The 17,972-nt window shown below is 65.9% G+C and carries 16 protein-coding genes; 7 read left to right on the top strand and 9 right to left on the bottom strand.

The features are described 5' to 3' along the window. Nucleotides 1-3: 3 nt before the first annotated feature. From VAR608DRAFT_RS12340 to VAR608DRAFT_RS12355, 4 genes are read right to left on the bottom strand one after another with little or no spacing between them, the layout of a single operon-like run. Nucleotides 4-1,122: a CaiB/BaiF CoA transferase family protein gene (locus VAR608DRAFT_RS12340; protein WP_088954326.1), complete on the bottom strand. Its 1,119-nt coding sequence runs from the start codon at nt 1,120-1,122 to the stop codon at nt 4-6. After that, on the bottom strand, nt 1,122-2,102 hold the full coding sequence (locus tag VAR608DRAFT_RS12345) for a Bug family tripartite tricarboxylate transporter substrate binding protein (RefSeq protein WP_088954327.1): 981 nt from the start codon (nt 2,100-2,102) through the stop codon (nt 1,122-1,124). The genes VAR608DRAFT_RS12340 and VAR608DRAFT_RS12345 overlap by 1 nt, the downstream gene beginning before the upstream one ends. Nucleotides 2,103-2,162: 60 nt before the next feature. Next, nucleotides 2,163-2,582 (bottom strand): hemerythrin domain-containing protein, encoded by a 420-nt coding sequence (locus tag VAR608DRAFT_RS12350; protein ID WP_088954328.1) that lies wholly within the window; start codon nt 2,580-2,582, stop codon nt 2,163-2,165. A gap of 12 nt (nt 2,583-2,594) precedes the next feature. Beyond that, complete coding sequence (locus tag VAR608DRAFT_RS12355; protein WP_088954329.1) at nt 2,595-3,557, bottom strand: PDR/VanB family oxidoreductase; 963 nt, start codon at nt 3,555-3,557, stop codon at nt 2,595-2,597. A 65-nt stretch (nt 3,558-3,622) separates the two neighbouring features. Here VAR608DRAFT_RS12355 and VAR608DRAFT_RS12360 point away from each other — a divergent pair, with 65 nt between their 5' ends. The 3 genes from VAR608DRAFT_RS12360 to VAR608DRAFT_RS12370 are packed head-to-tail and all read left to right on the top strand — an operon-like array spanning nt 3,623 to nt 7,965. Then, a complete protein-coding gene (locus tag VAR608DRAFT_RS12360; RefSeq protein WP_088954330.1) occupies nt 3,623-4,936 on the top strand; it encodes a Rieske 2Fe-2S domain-containing protein in 1,314 nt (437 codons plus the stop codon). A gap of 16 nt (nt 4,937-4,952) precedes the next feature. Next, nucleotides 4,953-6,284, top strand: coding sequence for a CaiB/BaiF CoA transferase family protein (locus VAR608DRAFT_RS12365; RefSeq protein WP_088954331.1), 1,332 nt, complete (start codon nt 4,953-4,955; stop codon nt 6,282-6,284). Then, nucleotides 6,259-7,965: an FAD-dependent oxidoreductase gene (locus VAR608DRAFT_RS12370; protein WP_088954332.1), complete on the top strand. Its 1,707-nt coding sequence runs from the start codon at nt 6,259-6,261 to the stop codon at nt 7,963-7,965. Before VAR608DRAFT_RS12365 ends, VAR608DRAFT_RS12370 begins: the two co-directional genes overlap by 26 nt. Here VAR608DRAFT_RS12370 and VAR608DRAFT_RS12375 read toward each other — a convergent pair. Beyond that, nucleotides 7,950-8,672, bottom strand: a complete 723-nt coding sequence (locus VAR608DRAFT_RS12375) for a FadR/GntR family transcriptional regulator (protein WP_088954333.1) — start codon at nt 8,670-8,672, stop codon at nt 7,950-7,952. The two genes, VAR608DRAFT_RS12370 and VAR608DRAFT_RS12375, sit on opposite strands and share 16 nt — an antisense overlap. A gap of 153 nt (nt 8,673-8,825) precedes the next feature. Here VAR608DRAFT_RS12375 and VAR608DRAFT_RS12380 point away from each other — a divergent pair, with 153 nt between their 5' ends. The 3 genes from VAR608DRAFT_RS12380 to VAR608DRAFT_RS12390 all read left to right on the top strand — a co-directional run bounded on the left by VAR608DRAFT_RS12380 (nt 8,826) and on the right by VAR608DRAFT_RS12390 (nt 11,091). Further along, on the top strand, nt 8,826-10,025 hold the full coding sequence (locus VAR608DRAFT_RS12380) for a cytochrome P450 (RefSeq protein WP_088954334.1): 1,200 nt from the start codon (nt 8,826-8,828) through the stop codon (nt 10,023-10,025). Between the two features lie 13 nt (nt 10,026-10,038). After that, on the top strand, nt 10,039-10,362 hold the full coding sequence (locus VAR608DRAFT_RS12385; RefSeq protein WP_088954335.1) for a 2Fe-2S iron-sulfur cluster-binding protein: 324 nt from the start codon (nt 10,039-10,041) through the stop codon (nt 10,360-10,362). Between the two features lie 63 nt (nt 10,363-10,425). Then, the gene (locus tag VAR608DRAFT_RS12390; RefSeq protein ID WP_157730881.1) at nt 10,426-11,091 is read left to right on the top strand and encodes a MarR family winged helix-turn-helix transcriptional regulator; all 666 of its coding nucleotides are present in this window, start codon (nt 10,426-10,428) and stop codon (nt 11,089-11,091) included. Here VAR608DRAFT_RS12390 and VAR608DRAFT_RS12395 read toward each other — a convergent pair. The 4 genes from VAR608DRAFT_RS12395 to VAR608DRAFT_RS12410 all read right to left on the bottom strand — a co-directional run bounded on the left by VAR608DRAFT_RS12395 (nt 11,048) and on the right by VAR608DRAFT_RS12410 (nt 16,790). Beyond that, nucleotides 11,048-12,208: an epoxide hydrolase family protein gene (locus VAR608DRAFT_RS12395; protein ID WP_088954337.1), complete on the bottom strand. Its 1,161-nt coding sequence runs from the start codon at nt 12,206-12,208 to the stop codon at nt 11,048-11,050. The genes VAR608DRAFT_RS12390 and VAR608DRAFT_RS12395 overlap by 44 nt on opposite strands. A 12-nt stretch (nt 12,209-12,220) precedes the next feature. Next, nucleotides 12,221-13,876, bottom strand: a complete 1,656-nt coding sequence (locus VAR608DRAFT_RS12400; protein ID WP_088954338.1) for a GMC family oxidoreductase — start codon at nt 13,874-13,876, stop codon at nt 12,221-12,223. 10 nt (nt 13,877-13,886) lie between these two features. After that, the gene (locus VAR608DRAFT_RS12405; protein ID WP_088954339.1) at nt 13,887-15,380 is read right to left on the bottom strand and encodes an aldehyde dehydrogenase family protein; all 1,494 of its coding nucleotides are present in this window, start codon (nt 15,378-15,380) and stop codon (nt 13,887-13,889) included. A gap of 147 nt (nt 15,381-15,527) precedes the next feature. Further along, nucleotides 15,528-16,790, bottom strand: a complete 1,263-nt coding sequence (locus tag VAR608DRAFT_RS12410; protein ID WP_331713031.1) for a LysR family transcriptional regulator — start codon at nt 16,788-16,790, stop codon at nt 15,528-15,530. Nucleotides 16,791-16,929: 139 nt separating this feature from the next. Between VAR608DRAFT_RS12410 and VAR608DRAFT_RS12415 the strand changes: the two genes are divergently transcribed. Beyond that, nucleotides 16,930-17,967 (top strand): aromatic ring-hydroxylating dioxygenase subunit alpha, encoded by a 1,038-nt coding sequence (locus VAR608DRAFT_RS12415; RefSeq protein WP_088954341.1) that lies wholly within the window; start codon nt 16,930-16,932, stop codon nt 17,965-17,967. Nucleotides 17,968-17,972: the final 5 nt, after the last annotated feature.

A 17,972-nucleotide genomic window follows, 5' to 3' on the forward strand; every position in this document is an offset into this window, starting at 1 on the left:
CGATCAGCTCACCCACGGCCGTCCATCCCAGCGGCGCAGGACGAGTTCCGGGTCCACAGGGCCCATCGCAGGGGGCAGAGCGCGCGTTGAAGGCGTGCGCGAGAAACGCGGCGCCGACGCCGGCTGCATCACACCGTCCGAGCTCACGAAATTTCCCCGTGCAGCGTTGTGCGGGTGCTGCGCAGCCTCGCTCAACGTGAGCACCGGCGTGACGCATGCGTCCGATCCCTCGAACACGGTCACCCACTCGGCGCGCGTACGCGATCCGAAGGCGCCGCCGATCGCCGCGCGCATCTGCGGCCAGCGCGAGACATCGTGCTGCGCAGCCTTCCATCCGGCATCCAGACCGAGTCGATCCATCAACAGCGAGAAGAACTGCGGCTCGATGGCACCGACGGCCATGTGCAGGCCATCCAGGGTGGGATAGATGCCGTACCAGGGCGCGCCTCCATCGAGCATGTTGCTCTCTCGCTGCTCGGAAAACTGCCCGCGCTGCGATTGAGCGATGAACAGGGTCATCAACTGGATCACGCCGTCCGTGATCGCCGCATCGACGACCTGGCCGACACCGGAGGTTCGCGCCTCGTGCACCGCCGCCATGATCCCGAGCGCCAGGTGCAGGCTGCCGCCGGCGTAGTCGCCGACCAGATTCAATGGCGGGACAGGACGCTCCCGAGGCCCGATCGCCGCCAGGGCACCGGTCAGCGCGATGTAGTTGATGTCGTGCCCGGCCGTGCTGGCCAACGTGCCATCCTGCCCCCAGCCGGTCATGCGTGCGTACACCAGCGCCGGGTTTCGGGCCATTGCCGCGTCGGGCCCGAGCCCCAGCCGCTCCATGACGCCCGGTCGATAGCCTTCCACCAGAACATCGGCCTGGGCAATCAACGCCAGCACCTTCTCGCGGTCCGTGGGGGACTTCAAGTCGGCATGGATGACCTCGCGGCCCCGGTTCACGAGCTGCAAGGGGTCGCCCACGCGACCGCCGGGGCGATCGACCAGGACGACATCTGCCCCCATGTTCGCGAGCAACATGCATGCAAACGGCCCCGGACCCAAGCCTGCGAACTCGACCACCCGCAGTCCGGCGAGCGGCCCCTCGCGTCCGTTGATGGATGCAGCCATCAGTCGAGCCGAATGTTGGCGCGCCTGGCGACGTCGCCCCATTGCGCCATCTCATCGCGGATCATCCGGTCCAGTTCCTCCGGCGAGCTGCTCCGTGCCTCGACGTCGCGATCCGAGAACATCTTCTTCACTTCGGGTTGCGACACGGCGTGCACGACGGCTTCATGCAGCTTGTTGGCCACGGCATCCGGTATGCCACGCGGGGCGAGCACGCCGAACCAGGCCACGCTGCGGAATCCGGGCACCTCCTCCGCAATGGCGGGCAGCCCCGGGACGACCGGCGTGCGTGCGGGCGTGCCGACCGCAAGGTAGCGCACCTTGCCTGCCTGCACCATCGACTGCCCATCGAGGCCCGTCACGAACGCGGCCTGCAATTGACCGCCGCCGAACGCGGTCATCATCGGGGCGCCGCCGTTGAAGGGGATGTGCGCAAGGCTCAATCCCGCCTTGTTGTTGAAGTATTCGCCCGTCAGGTGGGACAGCGAGCCGTTGCCGACCGAGCCGAAGTTCCACTCGGTGCCCGACTTCTTGGCCAGCGCGAGGAAGTCCTTCAGGTTCTTTGCAGGATTGTCGGCGGCAACCGCCAGGATCAGGGGCGCAATTGCCACCGTCGAGATCGGGCGCAGGTCCTTCAACGGGTCGTAGGGCGTCTTGCGCAGCACCGGCAAGACCGCATTGGGACCCGAGTTGCCGAAGACCAGCGTATAGCCGTCCGGAGCCGCCTTCACGGCCAATTCGGTCCCGATGGCGCCCCCTGCCCCGACCCTGTTGTCGACGAAGACGGGCTGCTTGAGAAAGTCCGCCATCGGCTTCTGGATGGCGCGCGCCAGTTGGTCCGTACTGCCTCCGGCCGCATACGGCACGACGATGCGAATGGGCTTGGACGGGAATTTGTCCTGCGCTGCCGCGAAAGGCGCAGCCAGCGTGCAGAGGGAAACGGCCAGGCTCGCGACCATCATGGCGCGACGTGTGTGGGGCATCCTTGTGTCTCCGTTCTGGGAATTCGAATCAATGATCCAATGGTAGAACCAAATACCGCGCTAGTCAATCGATGCGATCCGCCGGTGGAAGACCAGCGGTTTGCCTCCCGACTGCCGCTTGCACATCCAGGCCGCCAAGGCCGAATCGAGGTGGGTCGCATGCGGGGGAAACCAGTTGGCGAGCGCGCGTATGAAGGACCTCCCCACGTGCAGGTTCCCGCGAGCCACCATGGGCTGGACTTCCGCTGCCGACTGCAGCACCGCCGCATGCTCGGCGGCATGGCATTCCCTCGGAGGAAAGTCGCCCTCAAGCATCCACTCTTCCTCCATGGCGAAGTGCAGCTTCAGGTGCTCCACCAGGCAGTCCAGTTTCTGCGCGAGTTCGTCGTCGTCCGAGGAGACGGCCGAAGCGAGCAATTCGTCGAACTCGGCATGCACGACGTCCATCTCTCGATAGCCAAGCACGATCGGGTCACTCATTTCATTCCCTGCCTACAGGTCCAGTACCAAGGTGTCGGAGCAGGCGCCGGAGCAGCAGATCAGCATCGTGCTGTTGGAAGCCTTCTCTTCCTCCGTGAAGAAGCAATCGCGGTGGTCGACGTCTCCGTGAAGCACGCGGGTCTGGCACGCACCGCAGACGCCCTGCCCGCAGGAATAAGGCACGTCGGCGCCCGCTTCAATGAGAACGTCCAGGATCGTCTTGCCCGGCGGCACGAAGTGACGGCTGCCGCTTCGCGCCAGCTCCACCTGATAGCCGCCCTCGGTGGCGAGCGCCTGCCCCGCCCCGAAACGCTCGACATGGACCGTGTGGGCGGCACGATGCGCGGACGCCGCGAGGAATGCATCCACCATGCGGCCCGGACCACAGCAGTACAGGTGGGCATCTGCGCTTGCATCCAACCGGCGCACCACGGATGCGACATCGAGACGCGGCGTCGATCCATCGGAGAAATGCAGATACACCTGCCCGCCGGCCTCACCCAGGCGCTCCACCTGCTCGCGAAACGCCATGCGCTCGGGGGAAGCGGCCGCATAGTGCAACTGCCAGGGGCGACCCAGCGCCTTCGCACGTTCGATCATGGGCAAGAGCGGCGTGATGCCGATGCCCCCGGCCACGAAACAACTCATGGATGGCTGCTCGACCCATGTGAAGCTGCCCTTGGGCGCGCTGATCGACAACGCGGTGCCGACCTCGGCCTTGTCGTGCAGCCATGAGGAGCCGCCGCGCCCCTCTGCCTCCCGCTTGACGGCAATCAGATAGCTCGACCGGTCCCCTGAGCGCCTGACAAGGGAATAGCTCCGGATGCCGGCGCTCCCCATGCGAACGTCCACGTAGGCGCCCGGCAGGAAGTCAGGCAGCGGGCGACCTTCCGCAGACCCCAGTTCGAAGCACATGACTTCGGGCGTCTCGACGCGTCGATCGCGAATCACCACAGGCAGATTGATCTCGTCCATGTAGACAGCTTATCAGCTCTCGTGCTAAATTGCACCAATGGTTGGACCATTTAAAGGTTAATGCAATGTTGAAACACGAAGACAACGAACTGCTCGTGCGGGTCGGCCCCAAGACGGCCATGGGTGATCTGATGAGGCTGTACTGGCTGCCCTTCCTGCTTTCCAGGGACGTCCCCGCCGACGGGCAGCCCTATCGCGTTCGTCTGCTCGGAGAGGACCTGGTGGCCTTTCGCGACAGCGACGGGCGCGTCGGATTGGTCGATCAGGCCTGTCCCCACCGGGGCGCACCCCTGGTCTTCGCCCGCAACGAAGAGGGCGGCCTGCGTTGCGTCTATCACGGCTGGAAGTTCTCGGTGGACGGCCGATGCCAGGAAATGCCCGCGGAGCCCGAGAACACGCCGATGCTCGACCGCGTCCGGGTGAAGGCCTACCCCGTGCGCGAGCGCCATGGCGTCCTGTGGGCCTACATGGGGCCCGACGAGGAACCGCCGGCCTTGCCCGACATGGAATGGAACATGGTGCCGCCCGAAAATGTCCATGTGTCGATGCGGATCCAGGACTGCAACTGGCTTCAGGCGCTCGAGGGCGAGATCGATTCGGCGCACGCGGCCATCCTGCATGGCCGGGTGGACTCGGGTGGCAGCATCGATCAGTGGAAGCAGGCCGCCGACCTCGCGCCCAAGTTCGAGGTGGTCCAGCATGACGCAGGCGTGCACGTGGCGTCGCGTCGCAAGCTGGACGAGGACAAGAACTACATCCGCGTCAACCAGTTCCTCATGCCTTTCTGGACGCTGGTGCCGCCCTTCTCGCAATTCCCCGAACTCAGCGGCCATGCCTGGGTGCCGATCGATGACGAGCACACGCTCTGCATCATGTTCTCGTACCACCCGTCGCAGCCCTTCTACGAGAAGACAAGGAAGCTGTTCGCGGCCGGCCACAACGGCCGCGAGACGGGACACGCATCGGATACCTCCTTCGAACCCCGGCCGGTCACCTATCCGTATCACAACTACTGGAGCAAGTACAACCGCGAGAATGCCTACGGCTACGCACCGGACTTGGCCCAGAAGTACAACGCCGGCATGCCCGGCCTGTGGCTGCAGGACGCCGCCTGCCAGTCCGGCGTATCGCCCATCTACGACCGCAGCAAGGAGAACCTCGGCGTGAGCGACAGCGGCGTCGCAAGAACCCGTCGCGTCCTGCTGGAAGCCGTCAAGCGCCTGGCGGCCGAGAGCGTGCGACCGCCGTCGGCCGAGGACCCCTCCAAGTTCCTGTTGCGCGCCATCTCGATCACGATTCCCGCAGGGGGCGACTGGATGGCCGCGGGCAGCGAATTCATGCGGGCAGAGCCTGGCAAGGACTTCGGCTACGCGCCGTGATGGAGATCGAACGCCCATGAGCGCATCTGCATCCGATCAACTGACGCTGGCCCAGCGCGCACAGGAGTTCGCTGCCCACGTGCCGAGGCCTGCCGGAGCCCCCACCGCCCTGGAGGGGATCCGGATCGTCGACTTCACCCACTTCATTGCCGGCCCGCTCGCCACCATGTTCCTGGCGGACATGGGTGCCGACGTGGTCAAGGTCGAAGCGCCCGAACGCGGCGATGAACTTCGCTACTACCCGCCCGCTGTCCCTGGCCTGGAGGCGCAGGGAGGCCCGTTCCTGTGGAGCAACCGGAACAAGCGCAGCGTGGCCGTCGACCTCAAGTCCCCCGCCGGCATCGAAGTGGCGCGCAGCCTCGTCGCAAGCGCGGACGTGGTCGTCGAGAATTTTTCGACCGGTGTGATGAAGCGGCTGGGACTGGACTACGAGACCTGCCGCGCGCTCAATCCGAAACTCGTCTACTGCTCCGTCTCGGCCTATGGCCGCGAGGGCCCGTTCGCGGATCGGCTGGGCTTCGATCCGGTCGTCCAGGCCGAAAGCGGCTTCGTCTCCATGAACGGCTACCCTGATCGGATGGGGGTGCGGGCCTCATCCGCAGTGATGGACATCAGCACGGCGATGATGGTGTCCAACGCCGTATTGGGCGCCCTCTTTGCACGCGAGCGCCAGGGCGAAGGACAGTTCGTCGAAGTGGCCCTGTTCGACACCGGCCTGTTGATGGCGGGCTGGGCCACCATGCAGCATCTGGTCTCGGGCCAGGAGCCCGAGCGCAATGGCAATACCAGTCCAGACACCTGTCCGTCAGGCGTGTTCGAAGCGTCGGACACGCCCTTCTACATCAATTGCGGGAACGACAAGATCTTCCAGCGGCTGGTCGGGCAAGTGCTCGAACGCGCCGATCTCGCGAATGACGAGAGCCTCATGGGTCGCAACGGCCGGATCGCGCGGCGCGAGTTCCTCTTCCAGGAGTTGGGCAAGGAGTTTCGACGGTTCCCTTGGTCGCACTGGCAAGCACGCATGAGGCAGGCGCAGATTCCCTGTGGCGAGGTCCGCACCGTGGGGCAGGCGATGCGCTCGGCCGAAGCGCAGGCGCGGCATCTGGTCACGCACATCCCGCACCCCGAGTTGGGACGGATCCCGAACATTGCCTCGCCGATCCGCTATGCACGGACCCCGATGGCGGACCCCACGCCGGCTCCGAGGATCGGGCAACACACCGGCGAAGTCCTGCAGGACGTGCTCGGGTGGTCGCCTGAAAAGGTCGCGCAGATGGCAGAGGCGGGCGCCTTCGGCGTACGCGTACCCGCAACGACCCACCATGCCAGTGGCGACATCGGACAGTGACCTCGTCGTGATCGGGGCGGGGGCAGCGGGCATGACCACCGCCCTGCTCGCCGCGCTTCGCGGTCTGAAGGTGACGCTGTTCGAGGCCAGCGACCAGGTGGGAGGCACCACCGCCACTTCGGCGGGAACGCTTTGGGTGCCGGGCAATCGTCACGCCGTGCAAGCGGGCCTTCATGACACCGTCGAGAAGGCCCGGACGTATCTCGACGCATCGATCGGCCCGGAGGATCCGCGCGGCTTGCGAGCGGCCTATCTCGCTTCGGCCGCAGAGGCGATCGACTACCTGGAGGCCAGCTCCTCTGTCCTGTTCCGCTCGGCGGGAACGCATCCGGACTATCTGGAGCTCGATGGGGCCGCCATCGCCGGCCGGGCGATCTCGCCCGTCGAGTTCGACGGACGATGGCTGGGCCGCGAATTCCGTCGGGTTCGCGCGCCCCTGCCGCACTTCATGGTCCTGGGCGGCATGATGGTCGGCAAGGCGGACATCGGCGCCCTGCTCGGCCGCTTTCGTTCCTGGTCGAACTTCAAGCACTCGGCGCGCCTCGTCGGCCGCCATGTTGCCGACCGCTTGAAGGGATTTCCTCGCGGGACAAGACTGGTCATGGGCAACGCGCTGGTGGCACGCCTCCTTCTGAGCCTCATTCGCGCGGGCGTGACGGTGGTCTATGGCGCGCGCTGCGAAGGGCTGCTACTCGAAAACGGCCGTGTCGCCGGCGTCCGGATCCAGCAGCAAGGCAACGTGTCCGCTCATCGCGCCAGCGTCGGCGTCGTGCTTTGCACGGGTGGCGTGGGCCACCATGCCTCGCTGCGCCGCGAGCTCGGCGCGCACGCACTGAACTCCCGGTCCCTGTCCTTCGAAGGCAACCGCGGCGAAGGCATCGAGGCGGCGCGGGGCGCGGGGGCGGCGCTCGAGCGCAGCGATCCCGACTTCCTGTGGCAGCCCGTATCACGCGTCCCGGGCGCGAACGGTACGACATCCCTCTATCCGCATCTGTTCCTGGATCGTGCGAAGCCCGGACTGCTCGCCGTCGATCGAACGGGCCGTCGCTTCGTCAACGAAGGTGCCTCCTATCACCACTTTGTCGAAGGCATGCGGCGCGGTGGGACGAGGCAGGGTCAGGCGATTCCTGCGTATCTCGTCTGCAATGCGTCGTTCGTGAAGACCTACGGTCTGGGCGCCGTTCATCCGGGCACGGTCGATCTGCGTCCATGGGTTCAGCGCGGCTATCTGGCCGTTGCCGATTCCCTCGACGCATTGGCGCAGGCATTGGGCATCGATGCCGAAGGTCTGCGAGGGAGCGTCCGGCAGATGAACGAAGCCGCCGCGCAAGGTCTGGACCCGCTGTTCGGAAAGGGCAGCACCGAAGTCAGCCGCTTCAACGGTGATCCGGCCAACACACCCAATCCCTGCCTGTCGCCGCTGGAAGAGGGTCCGTTCGTCGGACTTGAGATCTGGCCTGGCGAGTCCGCCAACAGTTCGGGCCTGGCTACAGGCATCGATGGCGAAGTGCTCGACCAGACCGGCCGCGCCATCCCCCATCTGTACGCGTGCGGGAACGACATGGCCTCCATCTGGCGCGGCAGCTATCCGGGCCCTGGGGCGACGCTCGGTCCGGCGATGGTGTTCGCGTATCGACTGGTTCAGCGGCTGAGCCCGGGCGGGATTCAGCCGGCGCCGTGACCGGCGGCCGAGCGGGCGCTCCACTGCGCCATGTACTTGGTCTGCAGGCGCACCAGTGCCTTGGTCATCTCCGCGGCCGCCGCTGCGGCATCGCGCGCACGCAGATGCTTCATGAAGCGGCGACGCGAAGGCAGGATGAAAGCGTTGTCGCCGGGACCGATCTGCGCGATGAACTGTCCGAAGACTTCGACGATGCCTTCCATCGTGATCACGAGGATGGGATTGCGTGTCGCCCGGGCCAGGATCACATGAAAGTCCCGGTTGTGGCGCGCGCGCTCGTCGAAGTCGGCCGCCTTGGCCGAGGCATCGATGTTGGCTTCCAGGGCCGCGAAGTCCTCTTCCGTGGCCCGGGCGCTTGCGACACGCACCACCACTTCACTGAGCCAGACACGGGCCTCCGTGAGCTGCGCAGGCGTGATCGCACCCAGGTGGTACAGGTCGCACATGCCGTTGACGATCACGCCCGAGTTGCCCGGCATGACGAACGCGCCTCCGGTGGCGCCCTTTCGCATTTCGACAATGCCGGCGTTCTCCAGCGCACGCAGCGCCTCGCGCAAGGTGTTGCGACTCACGCCGAGCCGCGCGGACAGGTCGCGCTCCGGGGGCAGGCGGTCTCCGGGCTTGAGCGTGCCTGCAGCAATCATGTCCCTCACCTGTGCGGCGATCTCGTCAACGGCTCGTGCAGGCGCGATTGCAGAAAATTCCATGGTGGGAGCCAGGTTGTATTGGCCCAATCATTCTACCCAGAACCCATTGCCGGCCCTTTCCGATCTCTAGGGTAATCGCCTAGGCAAAACAAGTTGATTGTTCAACTTGTTTTGCCTAGAGTGAAGGCCTCAACCCACGAAAGGACCGGAGACATGGAAGCCGTCGCCACGAACATCCCCCTCATCGACATCGACCCGTTCAGCGACGAGATGATCGATGAGCCCTACTCGATGCACGAGATCGCACGCGAGGCCGGGCCGGTCGCGTACATCCCCAAGTACGACCTGCACGTTGTCGCCCGACACGCGCAGGTGCAATCGGTGCTGACCAATTGGGAGACCTTCATTTCCTCCGCCGGCGTGGGCCTTGCCAACTTCAGGCACGAGGCGCCCTTCCGGCCGAAGAGCCTCCTGCTCGAGGCCGATCCGCCGGATCACACCGTCGTGCGCACCGTGATCTCGCGCGTCCTGTCTCCCAAGACGATCCAGCAGCTGCGCGAGCTGTTCGAGAGCGAGGCGGAGGCGATGTTCGATCGCCTGCTGCAAAAGGGAAAGATCGAGGCCGTGAAGGATCTCGCCGAGTACTTCCCGCTCAAGGTCTTTCCGGATGCGGTGGGCCTGGAGTCCGAGGGAAGAGACAACCTGCTCCTGTACGGGGACATGGTGTTCAATGCGCTCGGCCCGCGCAACGAGCTCTTCGAGCGTTCGATGGAACGGTTCAAGCCCGTGTCGTCGTGGATCATGGACCACTGTGAGCGCAAGGCGCTGCGCCCCGGCGGATTGGGTCATCTGATCTACCAGGCCGCCGACACGGGCGAGATCACCCAGGAACAGGCGCCGATGCTGGTGCGCTCGTTCCTCTCGGCCGGCGTCGACACGACCATCAACGGCATTGCCAACGTGCTGTTGACGCTCGCGCGCCACCCTCATGAATACGCCAAGCTGCACGCCAACCCTGCCCTCGCCCGCCAGTCCTTCGAGGAAGGCCTGCGCTACGAGTCGATCGTGCAGACCATCTTCCGCACCACCTCGCGTGCCGTCGAGATCGAAGGGGCACGGATCGGCGAAGACCGCAAGGTGCTTGCCCTGCTGGGCGCGGCGAACCGCGACCCGCGCAAGTGGCCGGATCCGAACCGGTTCAACATCGAGCGCAATCCGGTCGGGCACGTCGTCTTCGGCGCCGGCATCCACGGCTGCGTCGGCCAGGTGATCGCGCGCATGGAGGGAGAGATCGTGCTTCGAACCCTGGCACGCAGGGTCAAGCGCGTCGAGCTGTCGGCGCCCCATGTGCGGCACCTGAACAACTCGCTGCGCGCCATGCGAACGCTCCCCCTGCAATTGACTCCCGCCTGAACCCGGATCGAAGATGCCCATCGTTCACGTCACCCTGCCGAGCGGGAAGCCGACCGAACTCGAGGTCGAGGCAGGCTCGACCTTCATGCGGGCCGCCGTCGACGCCGCCACCGACGGCATCATCGGCGAATGCGGAGGTGCCGCCATGTGCGGCACCTGCCATGTGCTCGTGCACGCCGACTGGCTCTCCCGACTGCCTGGCATGAGCCAGAACGAAGACGAACTGCTCGACTGCACGGCGGCGGCGCGGCAGCCCAACAGCCGGCTGGGCTGCCAGTTGCGGATCACCGCGGACCTGGACGGCTTGCAGCTCACGCTTCCGGATCGCCAACGCTAGCGCCCGCAGCGAGGGCCCGAAAAGACGCTAGTCTTGCGGGATGTACATTTCCCAACAGCATCCGTGACACCCCGCAAAGCGACGAAGCTCAACGCCCGATCATCCTTGCAGGCATCGCCCGCCGGCCCGGTTCTGGACCTCAATCGCTACGTCCCCGGTCTCCTCACCCTCATTGCCAGCAACCTCTCGGGCGGTGCGTCCAGCGCCTACCTCTCGCTGTATGCCATCGGCATCGAGACCTGGCGTGTGATGGTGATGCTGGCCAACGAGGGCCGGGTGACGGCCCAGCGCATCGTGCAACTGCTCGACGCCGACAAGGGCGCCATCTCCAGGACGCTCAAGACCATGCAGGAGAGAGGCCTCGTCGAGTTCGAACCCGACGAAAGCGACGGCCGGTTGCGTCACTTCGTTTTCACGCCCGAGGGCCGTCAGCTGCACGATCGAATCATCCGCCTTGCGCTGCTGCGGGAAACCGCAGCGATCTCGGTGCTGTCCGACAAGGAGGTGGAAACACTGAGGGACCTGCTTCGGCGCGTCTACGTGAACCTGCCGAACGTCGAGAAGGCGACGGCTCAATTCAGTCGCGACGAACGGGAAGCCCTGGGCCTGCCGGCCGACGGCCCTCCGCTGCGGCGCCGCGGCGGCCCGGGAGCCGCCGAGCGCACGACGAAGTCGACTCCGGGCGCTAAAAGCCGATCTGCGAACAGAAAGCGCGCAACTCGTCGCTGAACGCCCGAGGCTCTTCCAATGCGGCAAAGTGGCCGCCCGCGGACATTGGCGTCCATCGTTCGATCGCATAGGCACGCTCGGCCACGGGCCTGGGCGGATAGGGAATGAATTCCGCCGGAAAGCACGCAACGCCCGTCGGCACCTCCACGCGCGGGATCCGCGCCCCCATCGGGCTTTCTTCCGCGCGTCCGCGGTACATCCAGATCGAGGATCCCACGGCGTCGTTGAGCAGGTAGAGCATCAGGTTGGTGATCAGGGTATCGCGCGAAAAGCGGCTGTCGATGTCTCCGTGCGTGTCGCCCCAGGAACGAAACTTCTCGCACACCCAAGCGGCAAAGCCCAGCGGACTGTCGGCCAGCGCGAGGGCCACGGTCTGGGGCTTGGTGCTTTGAATCGCGAAGTAGCCGAGTTCCGATGCTCTGACCTTCGCGACGCGCGCGTGGTAGGCCTGTTCCTCCGCACTGGGCTGCTCCGGCGGCGAGAACACCCAGCTGGGCAGCATGTTCAGATGAATGCCTCTCGTCACGTCGGCGTGGTCGATGCCCAGCCAACTCGTGACCGCAGCGCCCCAGTCGCCACCTTGCGCAACGAACTCCCGCAAGCCGAGCACGTCCACCATCAGCCGCCGCCAGACTTGCGCGACGGCGCGCGGCCCCATGGGACGTGCCGGCCGTCCCGAGAAGCCATAACCCGGCAGGCTCGGGATGACCAGGTCGAAGCCCTCGTGCTCCGCGCCGCCATGAAGCGCAGGAAAGGCCAACTGCTCGATGCACCCCTGGAACTCGAGGACCGAGCCGGGCCATCCGTGCGTCAGCAACAGGGGACGCGAGCGCGCGGACGATCCCTTCACGTGATAGAAGTGGATCTCCAATCCATCGACCTCTGCGCGGTATTGGGGCCAGCGATTGAGTTCCCGCTCCGCCGCCCGCCAGTCGTAGCGCGAGATCCAGTACTGGACCAGGCCGCGCAGCCAGGCCGCATCGGTTCCGTAGACCCAGTCGACGTCATCCGCGGGGGCGCTTGCCCAATGGGCGCGCGCCAGCCGCTCGCGGATGCGGTCGACCGCCTGCTGCTCGACGTCGACAAGAAACGGCTTCAGTTCGACAGGCGATCCCATGGGTCGAATCGGCTAAGCGAAAGCCGCCTCCGGCGTTTGCGGTGCCACACCCATTGTGGCCCGATCCTTGCCAAGAATGAACGCCGACACACGCTCGCCGATCATCATGGTGGGGGCGCTGGTGTTGCCGCCAACGATGTTCGGCATGATCGAGGCGTCTGCAACCCGCAGGCGATCGACGCCATGCACTCTCAGGGCCGAATCGACCACGGCCCCCGCATCGGACGCGGGCCCCATCTTGCAGGTCCCGACCGGGTGATAGACCGTCGACAAGGTGGCACGAATCGCGCGTTCGAGCTCTTCATCGGACTGCACCCGCTCGCCCGGCGTGCGTTCGGTGCCCAGCATGGCCCGGATCGGACCCTGCGCGAGGATGCGTCGCGTTTCCCGTACGCCGGCGATCAAGGTCCTGACCTCTTCCTTGTCCTCCAGGAAGGCCGGATGGAGCACGGGCTGTGTCGTGGGGTCCGAAGAGCTCAGCGACAGCCAACCCCGGCTCCTGGGACGCAGGAGCGACACCAGCAGCATGATGCCGTGCTCGCGCGGAATCGCACGCGCGGTCCCTTTCAGGCCGGCCAGCAGAGTGACCTGGATGTCAGGCCGATCCAGCTCAGGGCTGGTGCGGAAGAATCCGCCCCCTTCGGCCGCGTTCGAGGCCAGCATTCCGCGGCGCGCGAAAAGGTACTGCAGCGGACTCGCCACCACACGGGGCAAGGACTGCCACGACAGGGCATAGGCGGTGGCGCTGTCGTCGATCATGGCGATCGGGACGGACGGATGGTCCTGGAGGTTCCGTCCCACGCCGGGCAGTTCCTGGACCACGCGAATGCCATGGCGCTGGAGCTCCTGCGACGCTCCGATGCCCGAGAGCATGAGCAAGTGAGGCGAGTTGATGGCGCCGCCGGCCAGGATCACCTCCTGTGACGCAGTCAGGACCTCGCGAACGCCGGCCCTTGTCACGGTGACACCCGTGGCGCGCCCCTTCGACAACTCGACGCGCTCGACGAAGCACTCCGTGAGCACGGTCAGATTGGGGCGTGACATCACGGGGTGCAGGAACGCGCGCGAGCTCGACAGGCGCGTGCCGTTTCGCTGATTGACATCCCAGACGCCAAAGCCGTCTTGCTGCGGGCCGTTGAAGTCGTCGGTTTCGCGGTGCCCGGCAGCGACTGCGGCAGCGACGAAGGCCTTGGTCAAAGGGTTGACGGCCCGAGGCTGCTGCACGTCGAGTTCCCCGTCGCGTCCGTGGAACGCGCCATCGCCGAAGCGCCGTCGTTCCTGGCGCTTGAAGTAGGGCAACACGTCATCGAAGCCCCAGCCGGCGTTGCCCTCTGCGAGCCAACCGTCGTAGTCGCTGCGATGTCCGCGGATGTAGACGGAGCCGTTCACGGAGCTGCATCCTCCCAGCATCTTTCCGCGCGGGCACGGGATAGCGCGACCGCCCACGCCGGCGCCGCCGGTGAACTCATACTGCCAGTTGTACTTGGCATGGGGGAGCAGGAACACGTTCCCGATCGGCAGCGTGGCCTTCACATTGGTCGGGAAGCCGAGATCGGAAGGACCCGCTTCGATCAATGCAACGCGAACGGACGGGTCGGCCGAGAGCCGGTTGGCGATGACGCAGCCGGCGGAACCGGCGCCCACGATGATGTAGTCGAAGCCCTTCACGAGCGAACCGCTAAGAGTCCAGCTTGACCATCACGGCCTTGGTCTCGAAGTACTCCTGCATGTGTTCGTTTCCTGACTCGCGCCCGAAGCCGCTCATCTTGTAGCCACCGAAGGGAACGGCGGGGTCGAGGACCTGGTAGCAGTTGACCCAGACGGTGCCGGTGCGCAGCCCTTTGGCCACACGATGCGCGTTGTTGAGATCGCGGGTCCAGACACCGCCGCCCAGGCCGTACTCGCTGTCGTTGCCGCGTGCGATCACCTCCTCGACCGTGTCGAAGGGAAGCGCCGCCGCCACCGGCCCGAAAATCTCTTCGCGCGCAATGCGCATGTCGTCGCGCACGTCGACAAACAGGGTCGGCGGCACGAAGTAGCCCTTGGCGAGGGCACCCTCGGTCAGGCGCGCGCCGCCTGCCAGGGCACGCGCACCCTGTGCCTTGCCGATCTCGAGGTAGCTGCACACGCGCTCGAGCTGTTCCGCAGAGACCACGGGGCCCATCTGCGTCGCCTCATCCAGCGGGTCGCCGACCCGGATCGACTTGGCAAACGCAGCGACCCGTTCCACGAACTCGTCGTAGATCGGCCGCTGCACGAACATGCGTGTGCCGGCGCTGCAGATCTGCCCCGAGTTCATGTACACGGCCATCGCGGCGCCGGCGACCGCACTGTCCATGTTGGCATCCGCGAACACCACATTGGCGGACTTGCCGCCGAGCTCCATGGACAGGCGCTTCAGGTTGCCCGCCGAAGCCCGCACGATCTTGCGACCGACGTCGGTCGACCCGGTGAAGGCGACCTTGTCGACGCCCGGGTGCTCGGCCAATGCCGCACCCGCATCCCCGAGGCCGGTGACCACGTTCACCACGCCGTCTGGAATGCCCGCTTCGGCGCAGAGCTGCGCCAGGCGCAGTGGCGACAGCGGCGCCTGCTCCGCGGGCTTGAGGACAACGGTACAGCCGGACGCCAGCACCGGGCACAGCTTCCAGATCGCCATGCCGATCGGACCATTCCACGGGTTGATCGCGCCGACCACGCCCACCGGTTCCTTGAGCGTGTAGGTCAGCGATTCATGCGGCATGAAGGAACTGTCGATGGTCTCTCCATGCGTGGAGGTCGCGAGGCCCCCGTAGTAGCGCAGAAGCGCCCCGGCGCGCTTGCGCCCGAGCGTGGTGCGCGAAATGGGCGCCCCGAGATCGAGCGTATCCAGGAGCGCGAGTTCGTCGTAGTTGCGCTCGATCAGGTCCGCCAGCCGCAGCATCGCCTGCTGGCGGTCGGCCGGACGCCAACGGCTCCAGGGCCCCTCGAAGGCGCGCCGCGCCGCCTTGACGGCGATGTCGATGTCCTCGGCGGACCCTTGCGCGACCTCGGCAAGCACTTTCCCCGTCGCCGGGTTGATGGTCTGGAAGGTCTTGCCCGAGCGCGCTGGCACGGGCTTGCCATCGATGAACAGAAGCTTGGGGCCGTTCGAGAGAAAGGGCACAAGCGGCGGCGTGCTGATTGGTTGCATGGGTGCTTGGGAGTGAAGAGACCTGCAACGATCAATGTACGTATATTGGGTGAACCATTGAATTCAAAAGATCGAATGGCTATCCAAAAACCGGAAGTCTCAAGGCGACCGCACCGCCAGACAGGTCCGGCCGCCCCCGGACCGGGCTCAGATCCAGGGGGCTTCGATCATCGGCCTGCGACTGGCGGCCTCGCCGAGACCCGCCGAGGCCACCCGCAGGAGATCCAGAAAGCGCCGCTGCGCACCGGTGGGCCGCCAGCTGTATCGCATGGTGGCCCCGATCGTGGGCATGCTGCCGGCCAATGGCTCGCCGATCCGCGCGAGCAGGCCGCTGCGAATCTGGAGCGCCACCTGGTCGGGCATCGCCAGCGTCAGCATGTCGCTGCTGGTGAGCAGCCGGCCGATGATCATGATCGAGCCGCACTCGACGGGGATTTGCGGCCGCTTCCCGGGAAACAGGCGCTCCCATTCCGCGCGCAGCGGCGAGGTCTCGGGGGCGATGATCCATGGGTACGAGGCGAGCGTTCGATGGGACGGATTTCCCTTGCCGACGAGAGCATGCTGATGTCCGGCCACGATGACGGGCGCCTCGGTGTAGAGCGGCGAGTACGCAAGATCCGGAATCTCTCCTTCCGGCAATTCGCCCACGATGAGATCGATCACGCCATCGCGCAGGGACTCGACGAGTTCGCCCCAGTTTCCCTCCAGCACGCGAAAGCTGGCGGGGAACTTCTCCGCCACCATCAACGACATGGCCTCCGGCACGAGGAATGCCCGAGCGAGCGGCGTGGTGCCGATCGAGATCGTCGGGTTCTCCGGGTCCAGGCCGAGCTCGGACAACGCTGCCTGCAGCTCCTTGATCGCCAGCCAGCAGCTGCGCGCAAAGCGGCGGCCCCCGAAGTTCATGTGCACGCCCCGGCCTCGGCGCTCGACGAGCTTGCGGCCGAGCGCGTCCTCGAGTTCGCGCACGGCGCGATGCACCGCTGCCTGCGACAGGCCCAGATCGGTGGCGGTCGCCGCAAAGCTGCCAGCCTTCGACAGGCCAAGGAATGCGCGCAGTTGCGTCATCGTCAGCCGGCGATCGGGCTCGAAGTCCACGCCCGCGACCAATCGGCTGCCAGCCGTCAGATGTCGCATGCCCGCGGCGGCCCGTTCGAGAACGAGCTCCCCCGCCGCGGTCGGCACGATGCCCTCGGATCGGCGCTCGAACAGCACTGCCCCGAGTTGGCTTTCCAGCTTCAGGATCCCCTGGGTCAGCGCAGGCTGACTCAGGCTGACGGCCATCGCGGCCGCGCTGATGCTTCCATGCTCATGGACCGCGATCAACCCGCGCACATGTCGCAGATTCAGATGAAAGACGTTCGTCATTCCACCCGTCGCCTGGGCGGCTTTGCGATGCGGCTGATCCATGCTTCGAGACTGGCTGTAGCGGAGGAAACTATATCTCAGCCGATGCGAGACTTCCGGTTATTGAATGGAGAACGGTCCCTTTGAATCCCGCTCCGGGGCGCCCAAACCTAAGATCCATCGCAGTCAGTTGGAGACAACAATGTTCCTGCGCAACATGTGGTACGTGGCCGCCTTCTCGGCCGACGTGCAGCCCGGCAAATGCCTCGGGCGGAGATTCCTCAACGAACCGGTCGTCCTGTTTCGCACCGCATCGGGCGCCCTCAGCGCATTGACGGACCGCTGCAGCCATCGCGCCATGCCGCTCAGCGAAGGGCATGTGGACGGCGAGATCATCCGCTGCCCCTACCACGGCCTGGAATTCAATGGCGCGGGCGCCTGCGCCCGCATCCCGGGTCAGGAACGCATTCCCCCGGCGGCCAACCTGCGCGCCTACCCGGTCTGCGAGCGCGACGAGCTCATCTGGATCTGGATGGGGGAGCCGGAGAAGGCGGACGTCGGCTTGATCATGGGCAACCCCGAGCACCGGGACCCCGGCTGGAGCTGGCGGCCGTACTACATGCACGTCCATTCGAACTGGCAACTGCTCGTCGACAACATCCTCGACCTGACCCACGTTGCCTACATCCACGCGAACACCATCGGCGGCAATCCCCAGGCGCACTTCAGCGCGGATGTGTCCGTGCAGTTCGACGCAGAGAAGGTGACCTTGCTGCGCAAGATGCCGAACTCGGTGCCGCCCAAGACGTACGTCGCGGCAGGCGGCTTCAAGGGCAACGTGGACCGGTGGCAAATGGTCGAGTACCAACCCGGCAACGGCAATGTGCTGCGCGTGAATGCCGGCGCCTGCGACGTCGGCACCGGCGCGTATGAAGGCCGTCGGGACAACGGCTTCGTTCTGCTGAATGTCCATGGGGTGACGCCCGAGACGGAAACGACGACCCACTACATCTGGACCATCTGCACGAACGCTCCGCGCGAGTCCGGCGTGCCGGACGCCTTGTTCGACCAGTTCTACGAAACGATCCGCGAGGACGAACGCGCCCTCGAAGCACAGCAGCGCCGGATCAACGACATGCCGGACATGCGCTTCGTCGGCATTGCCAGCGATGGCGCGGTCAATCGAGCGCGCATGTTGCTCGACCGCCTTCGAGAGAGCGAGGCCGCCCTGGCCTCCTGAGCCGG

Origin of the sequence: Variovorax sp. HW608, from assembly GCF_900090195.1 — a bacterium.
GTDB lineage: Bacteria > Pseudomonadota > Gammaproteobacteria > Burkholderiales > Burkholderiaceae_C > Variovorax.

What these genes read in the sequence shown, in the direction of transcription:
- VAR608DRAFT_RS12340 (WP_088954326.1), bottom strand. Translation starts at nt 1,122, where the DNA reads ATGGCTGCATCCATCAACGGACGCGAGGGGCCGCTCGCCGGACTGCGG.
- VAR608DRAFT_RS12345 (WP_088954327.1), bottom strand. Translation starts at nt 2,102, where the DNA reads ATGCCCCACACACGTCGCGCCATGATGGTCGCGAGCCTGGCCGTTTCC.
- VAR608DRAFT_RS12350 (WP_088954328.1), bottom strand. Translation starts at nt 2,582, where the DNA reads ATGAGTGACCCGATCGTGCTTGGCTATCGAGAGATGGACGTCGTGCAT.
- VAR608DRAFT_RS12355 (WP_088954329.1), bottom strand. Translation starts at nt 3,557, where the DNA reads ATGGACGAGATCAATCTGCCTGTGGTGATTCGCGATCGACGCGTCGAG.
- VAR608DRAFT_RS12360 (WP_088954330.1), top strand. Translation starts at nt 3,623, where the DNA reads ATGTTGAAACACGAAGACAACGAACTGCTCGTGCGGGTCGGCCCCAAG.
- VAR608DRAFT_RS12365 (WP_088954331.1), top strand. Translation starts at nt 4,953, where the DNA reads ATGAGCGCATCTGCATCCGATCAACTGACGCTGGCCCAGCGCGCACAG.
- VAR608DRAFT_RS12370 (WP_088954332.1), top strand. Translation starts at nt 6,259, where the DNA reads ATGCCAGTGGCGACATCGGACAGTGACCTCGTCGTGATCGGGGCGGGG.
- VAR608DRAFT_RS12375 (WP_088954333.1), bottom strand. Translation starts at nt 8,672, where the DNA reads ATGGAATTTTCTGCAATCGCGCCTGCACGAGCCGTTGACGAGATCGCC.
- VAR608DRAFT_RS12380 (WP_088954334.1), top strand. Translation starts at nt 8,826, where the DNA reads ATGGAAGCCGTCGCCACGAACATCCCCCTCATCGACATCGACCCGTTC.
- VAR608DRAFT_RS12385 (WP_088954335.1), top strand. Translation starts at nt 10,039, where the DNA reads ATGCCCATCGTTCACGTCACCCTGCCGAGCGGGAAGCCGACCGAACTC.
- VAR608DRAFT_RS12395 (WP_088954337.1), bottom strand. Translation starts at nt 12,208, where the DNA reads ATGGGATCGCCTGTCGAACTGAAGCCGTTTCTTGTCGACGTCGAGCAG.
- VAR608DRAFT_RS12405 (WP_088954339.1), bottom strand. Translation starts at nt 15,380, where the DNA reads ATGCAACCAATCAGCACGCCGCCGCTTGTGCCCTTTCTCTCGAACGGC.
- VAR608DRAFT_RS12410 (WP_331713031.1), bottom strand. Translation starts at nt 16,790, where the DNA reads ATGGATCAGCCGCATCGCAAAGCCGCCCAGGCGACGGGTGGAATGACG.
- VAR608DRAFT_RS12415 (WP_088954341.1), top strand. Translation starts at nt 16,930, where the DNA reads ATGTTCCTGCGCAACATGTGGTACGTGGCCGCCTTCTCGGCCGACGTG.